The organism is Sporomusa rhizae, from assembly GCF_041428845.1.
GTDB classification, from domain to species: Bacteria; Bacillota; Negativicutes; order Sporomusales; family Sporomusaceae; genus Sporomusa; species Sporomusa rhizae.
This window is the reverse complement of sequence record NZ_CP156925.1, coordinates 785500-805009: the sequence shown is the minus strand read 5'-3', so window position 1 is coordinate 805009 and position 19510 is coordinate 785500. Positions and strand designations below refer to the sequence as shown.

16 protein-coding genes are annotated in these 19510 nt (G+C 42.6%); 1 reads left to right on the top strand and 15 read right to left on the bottom strand.

Annotation, left to right across the window (positions count from 1 at the left end):
* Window positions 1-22: 22 nt before the first annotated feature.
* The 9 genes from SRRS_RS03705 to SRRS_RS03665 form a co-directional block, all read right to left on the bottom strand.
* Window positions 23-1459: a WG repeat-containing protein gene (locus SRRS_RS03705; RefSeq protein WP_371366346.1), complete on the bottom strand. Its 1437-nt coding sequence runs from the start codon at window positions 1457-1459 to the stop codon at window positions 23-25.
* Window positions 1460-1464: 5 nt separating this feature from the next.
* Window positions 1465-1998 (bottom strand): DUF4375 domain-containing protein, encoded by a 534-nt coding sequence (locus SRRS_RS03700; protein WP_371366344.1) that lies wholly within the window; start codon window positions 1996-1998, stop codon window positions 1465-1467.
* A gap of 298 nt (window positions 1999-2296) precedes the next feature.
* Window positions 2297-3004, bottom strand: a complete 708-nt coding sequence (locus SRRS_RS03695; protein WP_371366342.1) for a FadR/GntR family transcriptional regulator — start codon at window positions 3002-3004, stop codon at window positions 2297-2299.
* Window positions 3005-3120: 116 nt separating this feature from the next.
* Window positions 3121-4398, bottom strand: coding sequence for a nickel-dependent lactate racemase (gene larA / locus SRRS_RS03690; protein ID WP_371366340.1), 1278 nt, complete (start codon window positions 4396-4398; stop codon window positions 3121-3123).
* Between the two features lie 77 nt (window positions 4399-4475).
* Window positions 4476-5879 carry an FAD-binding oxidoreductase gene (locus tag SRRS_RS03685; protein WP_371366338.1) on the bottom strand — a complete coding sequence of 468 codons (1404 nt, stop codon included), beginning with the start codon at window positions 5877-5879 and terminating at the stop codon, window positions 4476-4478.
* Window positions 5880-6046: 167 nt separating this feature from the next.
* Complete coding sequence (locus tag SRRS_RS03680; RefSeq protein ID WP_371366336.1) at window positions 6047-7633, bottom strand: L-lactate permease; 1587 nt, start codon at window positions 7631-7633, stop codon at window positions 6047-6049.
* Between the two features lie 804 nt (window positions 7634-8437).
* Window positions 8438-8638 carry a LexA family protein gene (locus SRRS_RS03675; RefSeq protein ID WP_371366334.1) on the bottom strand — a complete coding sequence of 67 codons (201 nt, stop codon included), beginning with the start codon at window positions 8636-8638 and terminating at the stop codon, window positions 8438-8440.
* Window positions 8639-8750: 112 nt separating this feature from the next.
* On the bottom strand, window positions 8751-9302 hold the full coding sequence (locus tag SRRS_RS03670) for a hypothetical protein (RefSeq protein ID WP_371366332.1): 552 nt from the start codon (window positions 9300-9302) through the stop codon (window positions 8751-8753).
* The gene (locus SRRS_RS03665; RefSeq protein ID WP_371366330.1) at window positions 9302-9472 is read right to left on the bottom strand and encodes a hypothetical protein; all 171 of its coding nucleotides are present in this window, start codon (window positions 9470-9472) and stop codon (window positions 9302-9304) included. The genes SRRS_RS03670 and SRRS_RS03665 overlap by 1 nt, the downstream gene beginning before the upstream one ends.
* An 83-nt stretch (window positions 9473-9555) precedes the next feature.
* Between SRRS_RS03665 and SRRS_RS03660 the strand changes: the two genes are divergently transcribed.
* On the top strand, window positions 9556-9912 hold the full coding sequence (locus SRRS_RS03660) for a hypothetical protein (RefSeq protein WP_371366328.1): 357 nt from the start codon (window positions 9556-9558) through the stop codon (window positions 9910-9912).
* A gap of 178 nt (window positions 9913-10090) precedes the next feature.
* Here the strand turns inward: SRRS_RS03660 and SRRS_RS03655 are convergent, their stop codons facing one another.
* The 6 genes from SRRS_RS03655 to SRRS_RS03630 all read right to left on the bottom strand — a co-directional run bounded on the left by SRRS_RS03655 (window position 10091) and on the right by SRRS_RS03630 (window position 19499).
* The gene (locus tag SRRS_RS03655; protein ID WP_371366326.1) at window positions 10091-10657 is read right to left on the bottom strand and encodes an N-acetylmuramoyl-L-alanine amidase; all 567 of its coding nucleotides are present in this window, start codon (window positions 10655-10657) and stop codon (window positions 10091-10093) included.
* Between the two features lie 3 nt (window positions 10658-10660).
* Window positions 10661-11113 (bottom strand): holin family protein, encoded by a 453-nt coding sequence (locus tag SRRS_RS03650; RefSeq protein WP_371366324.1) that lies wholly within the window; start codon window positions 11111-11113, stop codon window positions 10661-10663.
* Between the two features lie 107 nt (window positions 11114-11220).
* Window positions 11221-14391 carry a hypothetical protein gene (locus tag SRRS_RS03645; protein ID WP_371366322.1) on the bottom strand — a complete coding sequence of 1057 codons (3171 nt, stop codon included), beginning with the start codon at window positions 14389-14391 and terminating at the stop codon, window positions 11221-11223.
* A 12-nt stretch (window positions 14392-14403) separates the two neighbouring features.
* Entirely contained in the window at window positions 14404-15270 is an 867-nt protein-coding gene (locus tag SRRS_RS03640) for a hypothetical protein (RefSeq protein WP_371366320.1), read from the bottom strand.
* 13 nt (window positions 15271-15283) lie between these two features.
* Window positions 15284-16405, bottom strand: coding sequence for a hypothetical protein (locus SRRS_RS03635; protein ID WP_371366318.1), 1122 nt, complete (start codon window positions 16403-16405; stop codon window positions 15284-15286).
* Entirely contained in the window at window positions 16398-19499 is a 3102-nt protein-coding gene (locus tag SRRS_RS03630; RefSeq protein ID WP_371366316.1) for a phage tail protein, read from the bottom strand. The genes SRRS_RS03635 and SRRS_RS03630 overlap by 8 nt, the downstream gene beginning before the upstream one ends.
* Window positions 19500-19510 lie beyond the last annotated feature (11 nt).

Sequence of the window (19510 nt, the reverse complement as noted above, 5' to 3'; positions counted from 1 at the left end):
CACCTGTTCCCACGAAACCTCATTAATAACTCCAAGGAGTTAACTTTCCTTTCCTATCTACATAGCCCCATTTGTTATTAACTTTTACCGGTGCTAGCCCATTTGCAAATGGCAATGCATAGTCATACTCCGATCGAATTAATTCGGCACCATCTTGTTTATAAAACTTCCATTTTCCTTCGTTAAATACCCTGAAGGTTTTATTCTCATCATATTGTATATATTCATATACTTTGCTTTGTATCGGTATAATAACTTTATCTGTTTTGTCAATAACACCATATTTAGTATTTAATTGCACTTTAAATAATCCGTCGCCAATTGAACTTATGGATTCATACTTTAAAGGAATAATTTCTCGACCATTAATATCAAAAACGCCTTCCTTGTCTCCCGATTTTGCAATAATCAAGTTATCCCCAGCATACATTGTCGAGCCATTATAAAGCTGTGCTAAATAATAAAGGTTATCATACTGCAGTGGAATGATGATTTTATTTTCTTTGTTAATCAAGCCTTGTCTTTTATTAAGCGAAACAACTGCTAAACCGTCTTTAAACGGATATCCATTATCATACGCAAAAGGAATCACTGTTCTATCCTTTTCATCAATATATCCCCATTTCCCAGCAACGGAAACTGCAGCCACCCCTTCGCTGAAATAATAGAGCCCGGCATATCTCCAGTCCTCATCATATTTTAGCGGAATTACTTCTTGTCCTTGATAATTGCTAAATCCAAACTTCTTATCTTTCTGAACTCTAATTAAATTAGCTCCCATGCTTACCCGGTCATATACTACCGGAATAATTTCTTTTCCGTTTTGGTCAACGATACCCCATTTACCCCCTAAGCCTACCGTGGAAAGGTTCTTTACTGGCTCTTTTTCATCCCAGTGAGAAGAACTGAAAATAAAACTATAACCTACAGGGATGAGTGTGCGTCCGTTTTTATCCAAAAGTCCTACTTTGCTATTTAGGCTCACATTAATTGTTCCGTTAAAGTTAATTTCGATTTTGTCATAATATACCGGAACAATTTCTTTTCCAGACCGATCGTAAACACCCCATTTACTACCCTGCTTTACCGCGAGAAGCTCGTTCTGAGGCCTATTTCGCCAATCTTTGCTATAAGTTATTTCTTCATATTGGGCAGGAATAATTTCCTTTCCCATTGTACTGATTACGCCATACTTACCTGCCATTTTAATGATTGCAGTTCCTTTGTAAAAACTTATACTTTCATATGCGGCCGGTACAACAAAATTGCCCTTTACATCAATAAGTCCCCATTTCCCATTCACTTTGACTGCCGCTAGATTCTCAGAAAAAGAACGAGCCGCCTCAAATTTCGGATCTGCTTTTTCATCCGCATAAACATTTATTCCGACGCTTGAAATAAGTAAAAATAAAATAAGACCAAAACATAATTGATATATTCCTTTGTTATTAAATTTCAAAACAATCACTTCTTTCCTATACTATTTGCCGTATTTGCTAACAGGAAATCCTCTACGTTTTTTCGTATCTTTGCGATGCGGGTTGGGCTTATACTTTCGTCATTTTTATAAAAATCACTATCCGCTTCATCGAGTTCTGTATATTTATATGAATTGCTAAAAGCTTCTAACGTTCCTATTTTTTTGGTAGTAATGTGAAGATCTATTTCTTTAACTGCTATCTCCGCAGCTTTTACGGCAATTTCAGCTATTTGGGGAAGTCCAAAATAATGAAATGCCTCTATTGCTTCATCAATGAACTCTCCACCAGTGTTATAAAAGTATTGATTGAACCCACCATTATACACTTCATTTTCCAGTTGAATTGAAGCAAATAAATACTTTAATCCATTTGGAAGTTTAGTAACAATTTCGTATTCCTTATCGTAGTCCTCTCCTATTATTTTGTTGAGAATATAGATATATAGTTCGTATTCCAATTCGTCATCGGTTAGTGCTTCCAACGAAACTCGTGTTAACTCCAAAAGCTTTCCTTCCATCTTTATCATTTCCTCCTTAAGATTGACCACTATAAATGGGTTCGTATTCTTTCCACGGTTGATTTTGAAAAATATCAAAGATGCTAAACATTAAACCCTCCCGAATCATTACATACTATAGTGGCTTATTATTTTATTCATCTTCGGATGTTGTATTTCCTTTGCTGGAATCCAGCCTACGGTTTACAAAAGGCCATGTTCAGACACCTAAAAAGTGCTAGGCGTCTAATAAATAAAGCCGTTCTGAGTGCTTCTTTTCTAAGGAGCAGCCAGAACGGCTTTTCGTATTACAGGTATGTCATCCCTCTATGCTTTGTTCATATTTACTGCGGACAAACCGCATATGTTCAGCCATCGTCTGATTTGCGCCAAGTACATTGCCAGCAGCAATAGACTCATAGATTTTTAAATGCTGTTCGGCCAAAATTTTTGAATTGCGTGGGTCTGAAATAATCAAATATCGCATATCCACGATGTGATGGCTGACCACCTCGTGAATGGAAGAATACAGATAGTATAACAGCGTATTGTGACTGGCTTTGGCAATCAAAGTATGAAAGTTCTTGTCAACCTCCGCCAGGCGGGGTCCTTCCTGCGAATACTGGAAATCCTGAATGCAAGCCCCTAAAAGGCTTAATTCTTCCGCTGAAGCTCTCTCGGCAGCCAACGCCGCACACTGGATTTCCAGCATGGCTCTCACTTCTGCCAATTCCTCCGGGTTGTCCTCCAGCATAAAAATCAGGGATAGCGGTTCAAAGAGTTTTTCTTCCGGAAAAGCTGAAGCGACAAAAGTTCCCTCGCCGTGACGGCTGACGATAAGTCCCAGCATTCCAAGAGAGCGCAAGGCTTCTCGCACCGCCGTGCGGCTTACGCCAAGCTGGCTTGCCAGTTCCCGTTCCGAAGGAAGCTTATCACCCTTTACCAGTTTTTTATGATAAATCATCTCTTTGATTTGCGCAATTACCAATTCGTAGATTTTTGGGGTAAAAATCTGCTGAAATTCCATTGTCATATCCCTTTCGATTCTATCTCATTTCACTATTGTATCGTTAATTTCGACACGTAGTCCGATCATTCCTGCGAATTTCAGAATTGCTGGTAATTTCGCCCCGCCCCGCTTCTTTACTGACTTACAATTACAGACACGCCGTCAGGGATGACGGTAATCTTCGCCTCTTTAGCCACAAGCTGTCGAGCCATGGCGAGCGCTTCATCAAGCGTAGCAGCGGCTCGCATGTGCATATTTTCAATCAGTTGATGCTCACATTGATCGGTCACGATAATAATGTTATGTTTTAATTGAATGCGCGCTAAGATTTGCGCTTCCCATTGGTCGGCAATCGTTGAAGCCGCATCAATCGCCATAATTTTGTCCATGATCTCTTTCGGACCGGCTGCGTCAGCAAACCAGCGGTAGAAAGCCTCACCACCATGTCCGTCGTTGCAAGCCGAGCAAATAATGATAACCCCGCCTTCCTTGCAGGTCGCTTCCGCTGCCGACATGCCTTTTACACTTTGGTAAATATTCTGATCGAGTGGATAACCGCCGTTGGAAGTAATGACAATTTCTGCTGGTTTCGCCCCGACGGTAGCCAACTCCCGGACAAAGGCAACGCCTTCGGCATGCGCTTTTTCCATATCGCCGGCAAAGGCTTTGATAACTTTTTTCTCGGCATCAATAACAACATTGACGATAAAAGCCAAATTAGCCTGCCGGGCGGCGCTGATCATATCGATATGGATGGGATTGCCGTCCAATACGCCGGTTCTGGCTTTATCGGAAGCAATAAATTCGGCACAATGATTAGCCAGCACCGTTTCCTTACTGACAACCCCGGGCAGCACACTTTTACGTCCGCCGGAAAATCCGGCAAAAAAGTGCGGCTCAATAAAACCTTCGGCCAGCAGCAAATCGGCAGAAGCCGCCACCTTATTCAGAAGAATGTCGCCACCTGACGGCAGCTTGCCGATATTCACCATGTCTGCCGCTTTACGCGAGTCATGAATAACGATGTTCTCTTCACGTACAATCTTTTCACCGAATTTCTCGATCAGTTCGGCTTTAGTGGTAGCACGGTGAAATCCGGTGGCAATAAGAATTGTGATATCAGCCTTAGGATTGCCTTTTCTGATTTCCGCCAGCACCAGCGGGGTAATGACTTTACTGGGCACCGGCCGGGTATGATCGCTGGCAATCAATACAATTCTCTGTTTACCTTTGACTAACTCGCAAAGTTGAGCTGAACCAATAGGATGCGCCAAAGCCTGCTGCACCAAGTCCGTTTCCCCGGCTTCCGGAGTAAAATCATGGGCTTTGGACATCAAAACCCCTGCCAATTCCTCATCAGGCAGTTCTAAAGTCAGAGCTTGTTTGCCGTAAGGTATTTTTATCACATTCACAATAATCCTCCTAACTTTTCACATACAGGATGAAACACCTCTGAATAAACTTTTTTACTCAGAGGTGTCAGTATCTATTAGCCTATGTCAATTACTTTGCCAGGATTCAGGATATTTTTAGGATCAAGAGCTTGTTTAATCGCCTTCATCATTTTTAGTTCTACCGGATTTGCATATTGTTCCAGCAGTTTGACCCGTTTATAACCGATACCGTGTTCGCCGGATAATTTACCGCCGACTTGATATACGGCTGTATAAATTTCATTCTGCAGTTTTGGCAGTTTTTCGTTCCATTCTTCATCAGAAAGCTGATCCTTTAAAATATTGGCATGAATGTTGCCATCACCGGCATGTCCGGCACAATGAATGGCAATATTATATTTCTCACCCAGTTCGGCAATTTTTTCTACCGTCTGTGGAATCTTATCCACCGGTACAACCAGATCTTCCATTGAGAAGATCAGGCTGCGGGCGCGGTCGGCTTCGGCATAAGCCTTTCTGGCCTTCCAGATACGCGCCGGATCGGCTGCGAGTACAGTCATTGCGCCATGTTCCGTTGCCATTTCGTCAATCGTAACACATTGGTCTTCCAATAACTCTTCGTTGTCGCCTTCAATGGAAATGATGATATAGTACCCATTTTCGCTGTTTGGCAGCTTTTCATTCAAGAATTTTTCACAGCATTTGATCGACTCATTATCCATAAATTCCACACACATGGGCATGATGCCTGCAGACATAATCTTGGGTACAATGCCGATCGCAGTTTTCAAATCGGGGAATACGGCCAAAACATCCATAACGTTTTTAGCCAGCGGCACCAGTTTTAAATAACATTTTGTAATAATGCCCAGCGTACCTTCCGAACCAATCACCAGATTTAAGAGGCTGTAGCCTGTTGAATCTTTTTTGCATTTTCCACCAAAGGTAACAATTTCCCCTTCGGCAGTGACAATTTCAACTCCATTCACCTGGTGCCGGGTCGTACCGTATTTTACGGCTTTATTACCACCGGCATTGGTCGCCACATTGCCACCGATAAAGGAGCTGTCGCCGCTGCAAGGATCGCCTGCATACAAAAAGCCCTGTTCATTGGCCGCCTTCTGTACATCGCCGGTTGTGACACCTGGCTCCACTTCCATAAACATATTTTCCTTGTCGATTCCGATAATCTTATTCATGCGTTCAACCGACAAAACAATACCACCTTTAAACGGTACCGAAGCACTGGTAAGACCCGTGCCGCCGCCGCGTGCAATCACAGGTACATTGTTTGCCGCAGCTAATTTAACAATTTGCGAAATCTCCTGTGCGTTTGCCGGTAAGACAACGACTTCCGGCATCTTTTTGTATTTAGGATCTGTCACTTCATCATGAGAATAAGGGTCCATGCGATCAGGATCGCTTATTACATATTTGTCCCCAATAATTTCTGCAAGTTTCTTAATCAAATCTTGTGATACCGCATTGTAATTACTCATTGTCACTCGCTCCTTTAATTTTAAAATTTGCTTAACTCAGGATTTATCTGATGACTAACCCGTTCTAATACCCCTCCTCTGTAGGCGGGAGTAACGAACGGCTAAGTCGTACGGATAATTCGACTAAGATTCAGGTGGGTTAAAACCTCATCTGAATCAAGTCTCATTTATAAGAATAAACGTGTGTAATTTACGAAATATACCCAAGCTCCCAACAAAAGCGTGTAAACAAGACAATACCCCGCCGTCTCGCGTAAGATATCCCCTTCAATACCTGCCTGGTTGGTAGCTGACGTAGCAATCGCAATACTTTGCGGTGAAATCATTTTACCGGCGGTAGCCCCGCTGGTATTAGCCGCTGCAATCCAGGTCGGATCGGCCCCAATCTGCAGCGCAGTTTGTTTTTGCAAGCCGCCGAACAATACGTTGGCATTCGTATCGCTGCCTGTTACAAACGTGCCCAAAGCCCCGACCAGCGGTGCAATAAAGGGATAAAAACTTCCTGTTGTCTGTGCTAAGGCAAAAGCAATATCAGATACCATGCCGGAATATCCCATAACTTTAGCCAATGCTACAATAGATACTACGGTTATGGTTGTTTTTTTAAGCTGCGAACAGGTCTTTTTAAATACTGTCCCCATATCACCAAGCGCAGCACCTTGCAATAGCCCACCGATAACAGCCCCGATAAGAATCAACGTACCAGGTGTTAACAGCCATTGAATGGACATCGGTTTGCCACCAGGCCCGAAATAGACCTGTATGCTTGTCTGTACCGTCCCCAGCCATTTACTTAACGACGGCAGCACTGCATTATTAGTGCCCAGAATCAAGACAAATAACAATACATATGGCGACCAGGCAATGCTTTGTTCTTTTAAGGAGGTTTTAAAAACCTGCCCGTTAGGCTTAGCTGTCTGCTCTCCAGGGAAATACCACTCTGTTTTGGGCGGTGAAATTTTATTCCAAAGTACAATCGTAATCATCGAAACCACAGAACCAACAATCGAAGTCAGTTCAGGCCCCATGTAAGCGGCAATGATAAGCTGGGGAATTGCAAAAGCAATACCGGCAGCAATTGCCATGCCGATAACGCCTTTTAAACCGGCTAGGCTTTTGGTCATAATCCAAATCAGCGCCAACGGAATGATCATTACAAATGGAGTCAGTTGAATCGCACAATCAAGTGTCAACCGTAATAAATCCAGATCAGCTACCTTGGCCAGGGTAATAACGGGAATACCGACTGCGCCGAAAGCAACAGGCACGGTATTGGCAATCAGACAAATCACCGAAGCAAAAAAAGGATTGAAACCCAGACTGATTAAGATAGCGGCAGGAATCGCCACGGCTGTGCCGAACCCGGCGGCTGCCTCCAAAAAGGCACCGAAGCCCCAGGCAATCAAAAGTGCCTGCACACGGCGGTCACTGGAAAAACCGGCCATCAGCCCTTTGATTTTATCCATAGCACCGGTCTGTAACGTCATGTTGTAAGTAAAAATTGCTGAGAAAATGACCCATAGGATTGGCCATATGGCCAGTATCGCACCATCCAGAGCACCTGTCGCCACTAAGCCTGGCGGCATTTGCCACGCAACGGCCGCTAGCAGCATAGTCATCAGCATAGCGATGAAACAAGTCCTATGCGCCGCCATTTTAAATACTCCCAGACTCAACAACAACCATAGTAAAGGAATGAAGGCCACAAATGCAGATAATCCTATTCCCAGCGGATGTTGAACTACTTGCCACACAATAGTGTCCCACCTTTCATATTTTGGTATAACGCAACGTAACTTAGTTCGTCCAAAGATAAGAAATAGGCTGTAAACATTATTTTGCTTCCTGGGATTACGAACTATTCTGGTTATTTCTCTCACTTACGTCCCAGCCCTACGCTATTCCTAATATCAGGACCAGTCACCTAGTGGTCATACCAGTAATCCAGTTCTTATTATACGTCTTTTACTATTGAAAATCTATACTTTTCATATTTGAGAAAAAAATAACTATTCCGAATACAAAGAACACAGTTTTCAAGAAGTCCCTGATTTAATGAATGGCATCAGGCTCTTTCAAGGTGTTCCCTTAGTGTCATCCAAACGAATTGCAAGTAGAATGAACTACTTAGGTAGGATCTTTTCTCGACTGGTTGCATATTTTTCCGTCTATAGGTATAATATAAGAAAAGGACTGACGTGTTACAACCACGCCAGCCCCACAGGCTGTCTAACCGGAAAACGGTTAGCCCAAACGTTGTTTAGTTATTCAAGAAATAACCGCCCACTATTTGAGCTGAGGGGCGGTTATTTCTTTTTGGTTGTGACCAATACCATAAGCGTGGCAAATGCAACCGCAAATGTCAATGCTTCGTAAATTAAAAGGTACGTAGAATGGAAACATGTACATCCTCTGATTCCTTGTAAAACTAGAAATTTAGGCTTTGCTTTTACGTATAAAACAATAGATTTATTTCGTTATGCGTGTATTCTGTCCCCAGAATGTCCCCAACTCAAAAACTAGTCCCCGACTCATGTCAGGGACTAGTTTTTTTCTGCTTACTTATGTCTAATCACCGAAATGCAACGCGGACATCCTGGCTGCCGTTTAATAAACCCTTGATTTTCTAATCTCTGAAGATACGCATGTACTGTAGAACTGCTATGAAACCCAACAGCCTTTCCGATCTCGCGAATTGATGGCGAATACGAATGCGGATACTCGCATAGATAGGTAAAAATTTCCGATAATTTTGACACAGTAAACACTCCTTCACGGAACATCTGTTTGGTTATATTTTAGAACAAATGTTTGATACTGTAAAGTGGGGATATAACAAAAAGCCGCCCAGGTTTCCCCGAGCGGCAACAACTATCTAGTCAGCAGATATGCACCTGCTGCACTACCAACAATCCAACCTAACCGCTCTTTCTTCCGAGCGGCTTTTTCTTTGTCCATTTCTTTTTTGTGTACTACAGCCTGTTTTTCAAGTTCCTGGTTCGCTATCAGCCTCGCTTGTGCGTTTGCCATATCGGTAACATCAATCCTGGCCGTAGTCGTCTGAGACATTCGTAACTCGCCATTCTCCCCCAGCTTGACTGCCGGCTGTCCGGTCTGATTTGGCACCTCTATTTCCTTGCCATTCACAACAGCAATAACTTTTCCTTGACGCTCCACAAACGACAACACGGCTCCAGGCTGAGAAGGAGCTTGTACGGCTACTTCCCGGATAGTCTCAGTGTTGGTATGGATGACTTGAGGCGGTAGCGTGATAGTCTGGGTTTGCGGCGCTTCCTGTCTCTGTGCCTGATCGATGATATGCTGCTTCCACTGCAGGTATTCCTGTCGGGCGAAAAACAATAGGGCCAGCAATACAGCCAGCCCCAAGAGATATTTCCAATTATTTTTTACAAACTCTTTCATTACATCCACCCGGCCAGATAGCACAATCCTATGACGGCCAATATACCTATTACCACGCCTAAGTAAATCTTCCACTTCGGATAGTTATGCTTTATGGCAGTGTCTTCAGCCCAATTATCAACTTTCTTACCAGTTTCATTTACCTTGCTTTTGATTTGTTCTTTATTCATGTTCTTTCCTCCATGTTTTTGTTATTCCATATAGGAAATATTTGGTTTTTGTCGAATTTTCACCCCGAAGGGAGGTGATAACTATGTGGATGGAGCAATTGCAAAGCTGGCTCAATATAGCTATAGTTTATTTAATTGGAATAGTTGCAACCGTGACAGTTAAGATTTTGCTGGAAAAGATTATATTTATGAAAAAGTTTTTTGAATTCCTAGGGCATTTTTTTCCTGCCAGTTTATTCCTTATAGCCAGTTCTTCAAAAGAAGCTTGCGAAATCATCGGAAGAAATCTAGGAGGAACTACTACGGAAGGATTTATAGTGTTAGCTATGTTTGGGATTATGTTTAGTGGAACTACAATTCTTTTTCTTAGTGAAATAGTTAGGGATTATCCACTTCACCAAAACAAGGCCAGACACACACCCAAGAAAAAAACTTACTAAATATTTCGGCGGTATATCTATAAACAAATTGAACACATCCTTTTATTGCCGCTATTTTTTATAGCGGCTTTTTTACCCATCTTTCATTCCTGCACGCGCCCCTCACTCTTTATCCGTACAAAAAACAGCCAAAATAGATAGTGCTTTTTAAAGAAATATTAACCACTGCCAACCAAAACTAAAAACTGAGCCAATCTGTGACGCCTCTCGCGATTGCTGCAGCAAAATCATCTTGATGGTTAGTCAATAAGGCTGCATCTTCGTCGTTGTCAATAAAAGCCAGTTCCGATAGCACCGCCGGCATATCCGTATTCGTAAGCACATACAAACCGTTAACGCCGGGAGTGCGCGGTTTAAGGCCGCGATCCACGGTACCTAAGCTTTTAACAATTTGAGACTGAATGTATTCGCCTAGCTTTTTGCTACACGGTGACGCATATTCAAGTCGTGCACCAAACGAAGAAAATACGCAAGTCTCCGTCCCCTTGGCTGCCGTATTAAAAGCATTACAATGGATGCTAATAAATAAATCTGCTGGCCAGCTATTAGCGGCGTCGCAGATTTCAGAGAGTGAATTGGATTGCAATACTTGAACTTCATAACCTACATTTTGTAAATACTCGGCGACCATGTTTCCAACTGCTAAAGCTACATCACATTCCCGAAGGCCAGTATTGGGATTGGACGCACCTGGATCAGGTTTGCCATTTGGCGCGTGCCCTGGATTAATAAAGATTTTAACCATTCACTACACTCCTTTTTCTTTTCTAATCTGAATAAATGCATTTCGCAAAAATTCCGGAATATATTTACCCCATCCGATTCTGTCAATGTTTTCAATTAGGCTGAATACCTCTATTCCTGCAAAACCACATATAGCCATATGCCTCGCCGTATTTATCGCAAAGGCATTGTCTACCGTGTTAGCAAGCATTACCGCACACAAGATTGCTATTTTTTTGAATAGACCTGTTGTTCCTTTTTTTGAACCTATGGTCTTTGTGCGGTATGCGGCAATTAAACCGGTTGTGTAATCAGCTATCATTAGTTTGAATAAGGCGGTAATTTGAATGTCTAAGCCGCCTATCGCATCAATAAAAATAGCTCCTAAAATGGAGCTAAATGCAATAATCTTTAATTCTGTGGCAGTATAGAGGTTTACTAGCCAAATGTAAATATTAGTTAATGTATTATTTATCAAAATTTTACCTCCCATAAAATAGGCATAAAAAAACCGCTATCAAAAGCAGCACGGCTCTCTCGGCCTATGCATAGCATCACCCCACAAAAAATAGAGCCCTGCGGCTCTTACATAATAAAGGCATATCCTCGTTTCAAAAGGGGAGTTATGTCGATGTCAATAGATTTCAAATAAGCCATTTTTGGGCCACCATATACTTGCATTGTTCCTATATACCCAGATAGCCCTGAAGCCCTAAACATATAAGCTCTCCTGTATCTTGCTGCTACTTCACCAAAATCTTCAGTGAAAGGGCTGTTTGTGTTAGAAGCTTTATAGTGCATTTGATCAAGCACAGGAGGATTTAAATCAGAGTCTCCAGTGTATTCTACACATAGCGTTCCGGCTGAACTTGCTCCAGCAGCACCTATATTAGCAAACAATTTGCTAATGGCATATCCAGATGGAACTGTATAATCACCTATGTTTCCCCCGTAAAGGTTAGGCTCATACAAAAGGGATTGAGCAATATAAGGAACGTAAGAAGACAAATTATTTTCCAAATATATAGCAAAGTCTAGTGAAGTTGGTGTGAATAAATCTGCCCATTGAACCTGAGTTATGGAATTTACCTTGCTTACTTCCATTCCTTGTGTTGCAATATCATCCAATGAAACAGTTTTCCATCCTTCTTGTAAAACTGGTGCTTCTAACAATTCAGCTTCTTCTATTATAACCTGTATATATGGAGCATTAGTCACACGGAATCTGTAAGTTTTGTATGATTTGTTATTAGCGAACAAATAAGTAACTTTTTGACCTATTGTCCATGAGGTCTGATTAGTTCGTGTGTCTACGGGATACCAAGTGCCACCATCATCATTACTTCCTTCCAAAACCCACGCTGATGGCATGTATGTAGCGGTGGTGCTGCCCCTTTGAGTTAATGTTAATCCAACGATAGTTTTTTGAACTGGAAACATAACGTAGAATTTATGATCTGGTTGAGCACTGTTGCTGCTAGTCCATCCGTATAATTCAACGGTATCATTAAACATCCTGTATGCTTGATAATATAGTGATGGAGTAGCTCTCGATTCTCCTAATATTACTCCACCACTGTTTGCATATTGGAAATCACTAGTAGCAGTGAATTTAGGAACTGCATCCACTAAATTGTTGGTATCAAGCACTGTTGGAGCCCAAGCTTTCCATGTTTGTTTGCCATCCATGCTAACCAAAACTTTTGCACCTTCTGCTTTTATGAGAACACCTTTTATGTTTTCATATCCGGCTAATGGCACATTAGTTTGTGGGCTAGTGAATATTATAGTTGAATTCTTATCCTTGGGAACCATGAAGGTTTGACCAACAGAGTGAGCTACTTTACCCAGTAATTTATCTCCTAAGTATCCTCCATCGTAATTTTTGAAAGTACGCTCGACTTTATTCCTGAAATTCTCCTCTTTTGTGATTTCGAAATCTATAAAGCCTTTCTTTCCAGATGAATATTCAAACTCTAACTTGCAATAGTTCTTACCTTTTGCCAATTTAGATGGTAAAACATCAATTTCTACCAGCTGAATGTCAGTGTAACTGCCACCGTATGGGACAACCACCGCATCTCCGATTTTTAGTTGATATTTTCCAAACATTCCACCTGTATCATATTTATATGTGTTGGTTATTTTTGAAAATTGATTTTTGTAAAGGTGGGTAGGTGTTACCAATAAGTCGAATTTGTAAGCAATATTATCATCATGATACAGATTATTAATTAGTTTTCCTGGGTAGTTTGCAATGCTGTAGATTCCTGAGTTTAATAGCATTGATTTACCATCAAAGTTTGGAAATGCAGAAATACCACAATATACTAAATCAATAGTTTTTCCTGGATAATTTATGATATTTCTATTTCCTGAAACCATTTCCAAATCAATTCCTGGGCTGTTAACTGCTGATTTTTGACCTTTATCAAGCAAATAAAAGTCTTTACCTGGATAATCAGACGGAGTTGTTGAACCTTGTTTTTCTAATGTTATTGCATTGCCATAAATAGTATCAGACGGCAATGAATATGGCTCAGTTGGAGGAGTAAATTCATCTGTGTGTAAACAAACACCAGGTAATACTAAAAATTCATCATAATAAGCTGTTTGATAGTATCCACCATACCCCCATCCTAAATAATTATTTATGAATGATTGTTTCAAAGGGGAAGGACAAACCACTGCATGCTTAAGTACACCATCTAAAAATACATAAAACATTTTTGATGATTTTTTATAACATACTTCCCAATGTGCCCAACGATTTAATAAATTTGTAATTGGTTCTAATATCACTCTTTTTGCAATATCCCACGTGCCACTATTATCTGCGGATAAACATAAAGTCTTATTTCCACCTATGTTATACCCCAGTATGATAGCGCATGATCCATCATTGCCTGATCCATCACTATTAATAGTTAATGAACCGGAATATATTTGTGCATTTATCAGATATTCCCAAAAGCTAATGGTAAAATCTTTATCTGTAGATCCAAGCAAACTGGGATACATATTTATATATCCAGCAAGATAAATAGAACTTCCAAATTTACCGTTTGTAACGAGTCTGGTGTCTAAATACATATTTACTTGCGTAGAAGTTGGTTGATTTGGCGTAAAATCAGCAGTATGTTTGCAAACTCCAGCAGAGAAATCGAAATCAGCAATAGCTCCTTTAATATAATTACCGTATTGCCCAATGTAAGTGTATTTATCCGCTCCTGAAACAGGATTTGCAGCAAACGTAAATGAACGTAATAAAGTGCCATTTTTAAATATATACATCTTTTTATTTACACTGTCATATCCAGCTTCCCAATGAACCCATTGATAATAAATCGGTATTCCCAGATCAAAACCGCTTATTAATTCCCAACCAGCCCCAGTGCTGGAAGAGTAAAGATATCTGTTCGTTCCTGATACATAACCAAACGCCAATGCACAATAGTTTGGAGAAGAGGGAGCAGACAATGTTAATGACACTGAACCTTGTGGTGCGGAAGTTAAATTTTCCCACCAACTAACAGTAAAACTACCAGAATTGTCAAAATCAGTTTCGTTCTTGAATTTTAGGCTAAAACTATCAAGATTGAATGTTTTATTATTTAATTGGCTCTTTTTCATTGTTGTTATTTGAGAAGGTGGTGTTGTTGAAATTGTGTAATTAGGTGCAACATCATTATAATTGTCTACAATTGGGCCATCAAAATGCATCAATACCGAAGGCCATTTAGGTAAAACTGGCATAGGAATCCCCTCCTATGCCGTTCTCACTAGTATTACTGGGTAAGGGAAAGAACTATTGCCTACCACATGGCAAACCAATTGGTAATATGTTTTTCCATCAATAGTTATTGTATTTCCGGTCTGTGTTGCTTGATTTGGTAAGCATAGAATGCCATCTAACATTCCCCTAATGCCTTCAGTAGGAGATTGATAATACATAGCTGATTGGAAGAATAAACCCTCGTTATTTGGATTTTTCAAAATATTAAATGCTGATGATGTCATAGTGTAAGGAGCATTAAGGGAACCAATACCGTCAGAAGTATTGCAAATGTATAATGTACTTGCTGCTGTCATATTGATAGAAGAAGCAAATATTGTTCCACTACTGCCAGATTCAGATACAAATGTAGAGTCTGGAGCACCAAGATAAAACATAACTGGATTCATGTTTGTTGCAGGAGGATATTCTATAGTAAAAATAATCTTGCTGGCATCAGCATACCATTTGTATTTTACGGAAGTGTCTGCAGCTAATGATGCTCCTGCACTAACCGGAGCAATATACACATCAGTCCATGCCAGTGACGGACGTCCAAAAACACCTGCAACTCCGGCTGAACCAGGAGTATATGAGGTCTGCAATCTTATGGACATTTGGCAATACGCGCTTGTCTTAATGTTGTTTGCTGCTGTTCCAGCGGCAGGAATTGGACGAATATTCAATACTAATGCTTTGTTGCCAGTATTACCAGGAGAAGTTAAAACATCAAAATCTGTGTCTGGTTTGGATGAAACATTAGTCCATCCAGCAGCAATTAACTTGTTGATGATAGTGTCATACAATTCACTCTTAAGGCAAGTCCCACTCTGAAAGATGTAATTAGTTGGTATAGCCATGATAAAATCCCCCTTAATTATTTATTATTATTATGGTAAATGATATTCCTATGTCATCACCAGCAACAGAAGCTCTTATGATATCACCTTCTGCTATGCTGTATTGTGGCGTTATGGTTCGTTCAAGATAAACTTCATTAGCCGGAAGAGTTAATGCAGCTACATCATGCCAAACGTTTAATTTTGACATATAATCGCTTTTAGTAGCGGTTTGAACAAGCACATTTGTATCCTCAATTCTAGCTTCATTGCAGTTAACCTTAATGGTTGCAACTTTTCCTGCCCAATCATAAGGAATCTCAGCGTCTCCAATTATTTTAACTGAACGAACATCCTTATACACCAACTCCCCTTTGTACGCCAATTTTCCGCTTGCATCTGATAAATCTTTTAGAACTTGCGGAACATTATCTATATTTGAGAAATCTAACACTAAATCCATGCTTTCTTTCTCAGACAGCTTTATCCAAGTGGTGGTGGCAGCATCATAAACATACTCAGCCCACCCAGACTTTACGGTGGGATCGCCAGTGGCGTCCAGAACCCGAACCCGAAGTCCGTCATACAAATCCTCGCCGGTAATCGCATTTCTGGCCGCTATATTGGCCACAACGCGCATCTCCTTGATGTTGGCTGGTAGTTGCGAAATAGGTACCCGACCGTTGGCGTCTAGGCTGGGATAGCCATTAGCCTTACCTTTCTCACTGGTCAGCTGTCGGGCTGACAGTTCCCCATCTAAGCCGGTTATTGCTGATATAGGGTGTTGGTTCGGATATGTTCTGCCTAAAAGACTGCCGTGTCTAACCTCCCCGTTGATTTGCTGAAGAGTCCACACAATGGAACCGTCGCTTATACTGTCTCCAGGTCCATAGGGGCAGACAGGCGGAATTTCCCCACTGGTACCAGCTGTCGTACATTCCAGGTACCCCCAAGACGGCATTTCCTCCAGTCGGATAACATCTTTCAAAAAGTGCGATTTGCCAGCCGCCCAGCTGTCCCAGTGCACACTGCTGTCCTTATGCGTTTTCGGCAGCGCGTTTAAATCAATTGTTTCCATTGCAGTGTTTATTCCGTCCCGGTTGACTAGGTGATCTCCTTCCAGCAATGGAATCAGTAAATTCTCAGTATTAGCCAAGCTCCACACCTCCTTCTTTGTAAACATATAGGTTGCTGCCGCCGCTGCCGTTCCAGACATAATTGGAGCGGAAAGTATAAAATTCGCCCATGGTCATAATGTCGTAGCTACTCATGCCCGTCACGACCAGGATCTGGCCAGTGGGAAGAATGCCGGACCCGTTATGCGCAATCAGCGACCCTGGCGTGTTGGCCGGAACGCGGGTGCCCAGTACAAAAATGCTGTACTGGGAAAAGGTTCGCTGGAATTCAGCCGCATACGGGCTTTCCGGCACGGCGATGATATTGCCGTTCGCCCAGGCATTCAGGGTCGTATGGGCCTCCAGCTCAGTCTCGCAGGCGTCGATCATCAGTGGGATCTCCCAATCAAAGGTGCGACTCTGTGGCTGATGAGATTCCAGGCCGTTTTGCACCGTGAACACTTGCACTGTGGTGGAGTCGGCCAGGTTGCTGCTGTCCCGGCACCGGTCGGCCCAGGTATAGGTAAACTCCTTGCCGTCAACAGTGTACTCGGCAACCTTAGTCAAACCTACCAGAATCTTCGCTATATAATGGGCACCTGGCGGGAGTTCAAATTCCTGCTGGGTGAAATCCTCTAAAACATCACTTTGGGCCGCCACCCCATAGGTTTGTGTGATTTTATTGCGGTGCACCCAATTGAACCGCACATTCCCGGCCACTTGGGAATGCTGAATCGCTTCAGTCTTGCTCCAGCAGCTCATCATAAAACGACCAGGCGCATTCGGCCTCTCGGCCCGCCTGGTCGTTTTGAATTGTTGGACTTTATTGTTGTCAAATTCCTCGGTGACATGAGTGACTGAAGTTGTGGTTATGTTGTAAAATTCCGTAGATGTTAACCCCTTCTTGCAGACCGGACCACCGGTAGTAACATTAGCGTAAGTCTGTGGTTCCAGGAAGAAAAACAGGGAGCCGGGCGCATGGGTTTGCGGCACCGTGTCGTATGCACCCCGAATGAGTCCTTTGATTTGCCAATTGCCGCTCGGCAGACGTTCTATACTGCTCCAGGCAATCAGCTCACCATTTACGGCAATCAGCTTGCTGCCGTTTCTGGCACCGGCGATATCCGGCGCTCCGCTTGGCAACGTGGCCGACTCTAAATCTTTTAGCCCAAAAATATCGATTAATTCCACGCCAAGCAGGTCGATCTGATCGGCAAATTCGGATAGCGCGTAAATCAGCCTGCCTGTTGGCGTCCACTTGCTCAGGCTTGTGGTGGACGTCCAGCCGATGGGTTCTTTGTTCCTCCATATGTTCCACTGTACGGTTTTCACATCCGGCTGGGCGGCCATGGCGAATACGTGGGTATCATAATCCGGGATGAGTTCCCAGGGCAGCTCCAGGTACCTGAACTGCTGCACCCCGGTTGGGTATTTGACTTCATCTTTCCAGCCGGTAGATCCGTCAAAATTGTAGTTGGCTTTGCCAAGGCCAAATACGTCCTCCATAAATTCTATGGTTATTTTGCCATTAATAAAATCCCCCAGGTCAATCCCGGTAACGCGAATCAAAAGATTTTTTATCCCATACGGCTGCCAGTTTAGTAACGCCACATCACCAGTCCTTAAACTATATAAGGTTCTGTCACCCGTGATTGAACCGGTAGCCAAAGGATAGCCCTGTTGATACGATTCTCTTTTGGCTGCCCATAAAGCGTTTTCAGCTACCGTAAAATAAGGATAGTCATAGGTCTTAGTGACCTTGTTTCCCTCCGCTAACTCGATCACCGTGGGGTCATTGTCGTTAATGCTACTTTGCTCGTACTGAGCCTTTCTATCAGTATATGTTACGCAGATTTCACCAACCGTTTCGCGCCAGTCCAACCGGTTAAAGGTTATCTTGTCGCAGTTGCTTTGATTAAGCATTGTCAACTGCTCCGGGTCATAATCATCCCGGATGAGCTTGTAGACAAATTTGCCGGTTTGAGGATCTTGATAACGAACCATATTAATGTGGTCACATATGGAGTCAATGACTGTACGTGCAGCTCCCTTATTGGATATGGTCAAGGATATCCCTAGACCCTCTTCCTTTAATTTAGTTCCAGCTGCAACCAGAGACCCTTTATCAATCAGTTCCGGACTTTGACCAAGCCCCCAATCCTTATTTACGTGAATCTCATAAAGACTTTCGGCTGGATTGGTATCTTCCCCAATAGCGCCAATTTCCAGTCCGTTTGGCGCAACCTGCATTTCCAGCCAAATCTCCGGGATGGTAGCTTGCTTGCCGATGTAGGCCGTAGGTACCACCACCGAGACAAAAGGCCGGTAAGCCGGGGTTAAGCCTCGCAGTTCCTTCTGGATACTGTCCGCCTTCATCTGCTCAATCATCCAGGGATCGGCCTGCTGGCCGCTGCCGCCGAGATAAACATGCAACTCGCCGATGAACCCGCCTCCCTCATCCGGACCACCAAAAAGATGGTCGTTGTCAATTTTGATAACCAAGGGGCCGGGGGCAACTGATTCGCGGGATACATCCCCTTCCCAAACCTTGTTTTGGCCGAGATACACAGTGCGCAGCCGCATCCTGGGGCTAGACCAGCACACCAACTGCTGATAGCCAAGATAGTACTTGAAACCTTTCTGGATGGTTGTTTTCAGGTTACGGCCGTTGATCAGCCACATAAGTAGCCAGGTAAATAGTGCATTTATCAGTGGTCCTGTAAAATCGTCTTTATATTTAGCATCATTTGCTTCACCTTCGACAGATGCTCCTGATTCCTTACCACTAGTAACCTTTCCTTTAACCTTGGCCGGAGTTGTTTGGTGTCCTGTGTCAGGTCGGGAAATAAATGCCGCAATAAGCGAAAAAACCAGCGGCCAAGCAGAGAAGTGTGCGTGCGCTGCATAAGTTTCAGTATATGCTTCTGCCCGAAAGTCACCGTAGTATATCGTTAGCGGTGACTTGATCAGCGTCCGACCCAATATTACCGGAATGGGTGTTCCTGTCTTTGTTTCTGTAATACTCAATTCTTCCGGTTTGGAGTCGGCCTGTTCATCACTGCCTCTGTTATTTCGATTTAAAAAATATAAAGCTAGTGTCGATAGTCCCCATCCCATATATGGATTTAAAGCCAATCAAATCCCTC